Origin of the sequence: Okeania sp. SIO2F4, from assembly GCF_010672385.1 — a bacterium.
GTDB lineage: Bacteria > Cyanobacteriota > Cyanobacteriia > Cyanobacteriales > Microcoleaceae > Trichodesmium.
In genome coordinates this window covers 1-3,761 of record NZ_JAAHGT010000939.1, presented here as the reverse complement: position 1 = coordinate 3,761, position 3,761 = coordinate 1, and the positions used below count along the sequence as shown (strand labels likewise).

Below are 3,761 nucleotides of genomic sequence, written 5' to 3'. Positions count from 1 at the left end.
GTGACCCGATGCGAGATGCAATTAGAGATGGTTTAGGTTTATGGGGACCTTCAGAATTACCAACTCTTCGCAAATTTAAAACTCAAAATTAATTTATCAGACATTTTTATAGTGGTGAGCTAGAAATCTCTAGGTTTTAGGGAACAAGTAACAGGGAATAGGAAACAGAAAATGAGGAATGCTATATCTTAACCCAATGGTTTGTAGCTAGAAAGTTTTATTTATTCTTGTTAGTTTTCTGGTTTTTTTGCAAGTCTATCTAAGGAAATCTAAGCAAATTTTGGCATTGTAAGTACCTACATAAAATTTATAGTGAATTTCATCTCAGTTAGGTACAATACTAGCAGGCAAGATGCCCGCACTACAGATTTGCTTCTCTCAACTAGGAAATTTATTTGGCACGACTACTTAAATATTTATGGAAGTACAATTTCGCGAATTTAATCCTTTTGATGTTTGGATTTGGTTAGAGTTTAGCACTGTTCCTTCTATGGCAGAAAAGCATTACATAGAAGAACTATTTGATTCATGGTTTTTATTAGGAAAATTGGGTGGGTTTAATGCTGAAAATTTACAAGTTCAAGAAGTAGGAATAGAGATTAGTTATATGGAATATAGTCAGGATGTGGCTAGTCAAAGTATGATGGCTGTTATGCACAATATGGGAGATGTAGAATATGAAGGATTATGGGGTCGTTGTTGGTTTGATTTGGGAACTAGCGATGCTTTAGCAATTGATATTTTGGTGAATAGTTTTGAACAATTAAGTGAAGATTTGGTCAAGATAGAAAAACTGATTATTGGCGGTCAAAATGAAGATTGGCTTGTACCAGAAAATAAGTATGAACAGGGTTTTTATGATGACAATTAATGGTACTTTCCTTTTTTTATATTCAGCAATTTACTTGTAAATTATGAATAAATAATTTAGCTAAGAAGGCAGTTGGATGGCTGACATAATACCAGTTTAAAAAAATACTGCTACATTGATTTTTTTGTAGTAGTTAGAAGCAACCTTAGTTTTGTTTCTAGGAGAAAATAGTTTTTCCAACTCCCCCAGGACCTAAAGACTTTGCATACAACTTTCCTACTTACTCCCACACTGTAACTATCTTTGTTGAATTTGATATAAACTAATAATTGAGAAGATAATTATGTAGATAGGAGCAGATTTCAATAATTAACAATTAACAATTAACAATTAACAATTAATAATTAATAATTAATAATTACCTCTTCTTAAAACAGATAGGATTGGTTAAAAGGAAATTTTTTTCTTTTTTTATCCTTGAAATGAGAGGCTTTAAACCTTAATTTTTCGGTAAGTAGTAATGAAAATTATTTCCACATCTCATTTGTCTCTGTAGCTTATCCTATCAAGGAGATAGAACTAAATAATAGGAAATTAATTTTGCCCAGGTACTTAGCTTGCTTTTGTGCAGAAGTATAATTAGGTTTAATTGAAAATTTAAAAAAGGTAGTTATAACAAATCTCACTCATGGCAAGCTATAGATCCTTAAAAAAGGTATTATACTATTTTGTTTATATGAGAAAATTATGAATAAAAAGAATAAAATTAGAGTGCTAGCTTTGGGATTGATTAGAGATGGCGATCGCCTGTTTATTTCTCAAGGTTATGACTCTATAAAACAGGAAACTTTCTATCGAGTTATGGGTGGGGGTGTTGATTTTGGAGAGTATAGTCGTGATGCTTTACACAGAGAGTTTAAAGAGGAGATTGAAGCTGAGTTGACTAATATTAAATATTTGGGGTGTCTGGAAAATATCTTTATGTTTAATGGAGAGGAAAGACATGAGTTAATTCAATTATATAAATGTGATTTTGCTGACCCAAAGTTTTATCAAATAGAGGAGTTAACTTTTTGGGAAAAGGAACGAAAAAAAACGGCGCTTTGGGTTTCGATAGATAGATTTAAGTCTGGAGAATTGAAAATAGTTCCAGAAAATTTTTTAGAATTCTGTGATTAGGAGGATAATTATACCGTTTCACGGAAGTTAAAAGTCAAAAGTCAAAAGTCATGCATCGAGTGCGTAATTCTGAGGTCCCCATTTCCTGCGGAAACGATCCCCGAATAGAATGTAAGACGCACATCTGACAGTTAAAAGTAAGATTTTATAGGCTAAAAACTTTGAAGCGCTCAGTAATTTCAGAAAATTATTTCACATTTCACTATAAGATAAGTAGTGTAGCCTAAGTTGATGAAATTGGTATAAAAATGGAGATTAATATTCCTGATATCGTGGCAGAGGTAAAAGCAGCATTTGAACAATATGAAGCTGCTTTGATTAGTAATAATGTGGATGTTTTAGATGAATTATTTTGGCATAATCCCCACACCATTCGTTATGGAGTAAATGAAAATATCTATGGATATGAGGCAATATCAGCTTTTAGGAAAGGGCGTGGAAAAATTAATTTAGAGCGAGTATTAATGAATACTGTTATTACGACTTATGGTAAATATTTTGCCACAGCAAATACTGAATTTCAGCGTCAAGAAACTGGAAAAATTGGTAGGCAAAGTCAAACTTGGATGCCTACTTCTATTGGTTGGCGAATTGTGAGTCCTCATGTTTCTTTTTTAGGGTAATTAGTTCCTCAGCTATTAGCTTTCTCTTCCCAAACTATTCTCCCTGTTGTCTATCATTTATAGCAGTTTTATATGTTAAGTTGGAAATATTTAATATTTATCATTTATCAGAACATAGGATTGGGGATTCAAACCTGCCAAAATTTGCGGACTACTAATTTTTAAGATATAGTGAGTTTTGCTAAACTTGGGGTTTGAAAAATTTAACAGTTAATTGATGACTGATAATAATAAACTATGTAGAATTTAGTAGTTTTGGAGACAAAAAATATAGTTCTTTTTGATTTTAATTACCTGAATTACCAATTGCTATATTTATAAGTATTTGACTGGATATGATATTAAGTATGAATGTAGGTTTAAAAGATAAAAAGTATTTTCAAAACCATAATAAATTCCAAAATAATGCTGAATCAAGTGACGCAAAAAAGAGTTATCAAGAATTATTTAATCCAGAAAAATATGATATTGATACTATTAATAAGCTAGCAGAAAGTTATTACAATCAAGGAAATTTTACAGAAGCGATCGCTCTTTGTCACAAAGCATTAAAAAAACAGGCAAATTTTGCTCCAGTCTACAAAACTTTGGGAAACATCCTGCAAGCACAAAATAAAATAGATGCTGCTATTCGTGCTTATTCATTGGCAATAAAAATTAATCCTAATTTTTTTGAAGCTCTTGTCAATTTGGCGAGTATGTTTTATAAAAAAGGGCAAATTGATGCAGCAATGATTAATTATAGAAAAGCAATTAAAATCAAACCAGATCTAGCAGTAGCTTATTGGAATTTAGGCAAGGTTTTGGAGCAAGAGGGCAGATTTTATGAGGCATTTTTTTTTCAAGAAAAAGCTCTAGAAATTCAGCCTAGTTTAGTCGATCATACTCAAAATAATCATCAAGATAGTCATTTTCAAAAGTGGCATAATCTAGAGAGTTAAATCAGTTATCAGTTATCAGTTATCAGCAATTAATAATGAAAAATTACTGCTAGGTTTAAGGAAGGGTAGTTCGGCAGTAATTTTTTATCTTCTCTCAATTTATAAATTGCTTTTCCCCCTTTTGTTTCTTCTTTGTTGTTTAGTCATCAAAAAGTAGTTTAGCCAAATTTTTTTTCCTTATTATAGCAAGCTATAAAAAAGAATGTT

The 3,761-nt window shown here is 31.3% G+C and carries 4 protein-coding genes; all 4 read left to right on the top strand.

The genetic code is table 11. The features are described from left to right. Window positions 1-418: 418 nt before the first annotated feature. A complete protein-coding gene (locus F6K22_RS35270) occupies window positions 419-871 on the top strand; it encodes a DUF3531 family protein (RefSeq protein WP_293109179.1) in 453 nt (150 codons plus the stop codon). 687 nt (window positions 872-1,558) lie between these two features. Then, complete coding sequence (locus tag F6K22_RS35265; RefSeq protein WP_293109177.1) at window positions 1,559-1,990, top strand: NUDIX hydrolase; 432 nt, start codon at window positions 1,559-1,561, stop codon at window positions 1,988-1,990. 248 nt (window positions 1,991-2,238) lie between these two features. Then, complete coding sequence (gene hpxZ / locus F6K22_RS35260) at window positions 2,239-2,613, top strand: oxalurate catabolism protein HpxZ (protein ID WP_293109175.1); 375 nt, start codon at window positions 2,239-2,241, stop codon at window positions 2,611-2,613. Window positions 2,614-2,960: 347 nt separating this feature from the next. Beyond that, entirely contained in the window at window positions 2,961-3,554 is a 594-nt protein-coding gene (locus F6K22_RS35255; protein WP_293109173.1) for a tetratricopeptide repeat protein, read from the top strand. Window positions 3,555-3,761: the final 207 nt, after the last annotated feature.

Excerpts from the sequence above, each read along its gene's own strand:
- F6K22_RS35270 (WP_293109179.1), top strand. The coding sequence starts at position 419 with ATGGAAGTACAATTTCGCGAATTTAATCCTTTTGATGTTTGGATTTGG.
- F6K22_RS35265 (WP_293109177.1), top strand. The coding sequence starts at position 1,559 with ATGAATAAAAAGAATAAAATTAGAGTGCTAGCTTTGGGATTGATTAGA.
- hpxZ (WP_293109175.1), top strand. The coding sequence starts at position 2,239 with ATGGAGATTAATATTCCTGATATCGTGGCAGAGGTAAAAGCAGCATTT.
- F6K22_RS35255 (WP_293109173.1), top strand. The coding sequence starts at position 2,961 with ATGAATGTAGGTTTAAAAGATAAAAAGTATTTTCAAAACCATAATAAA.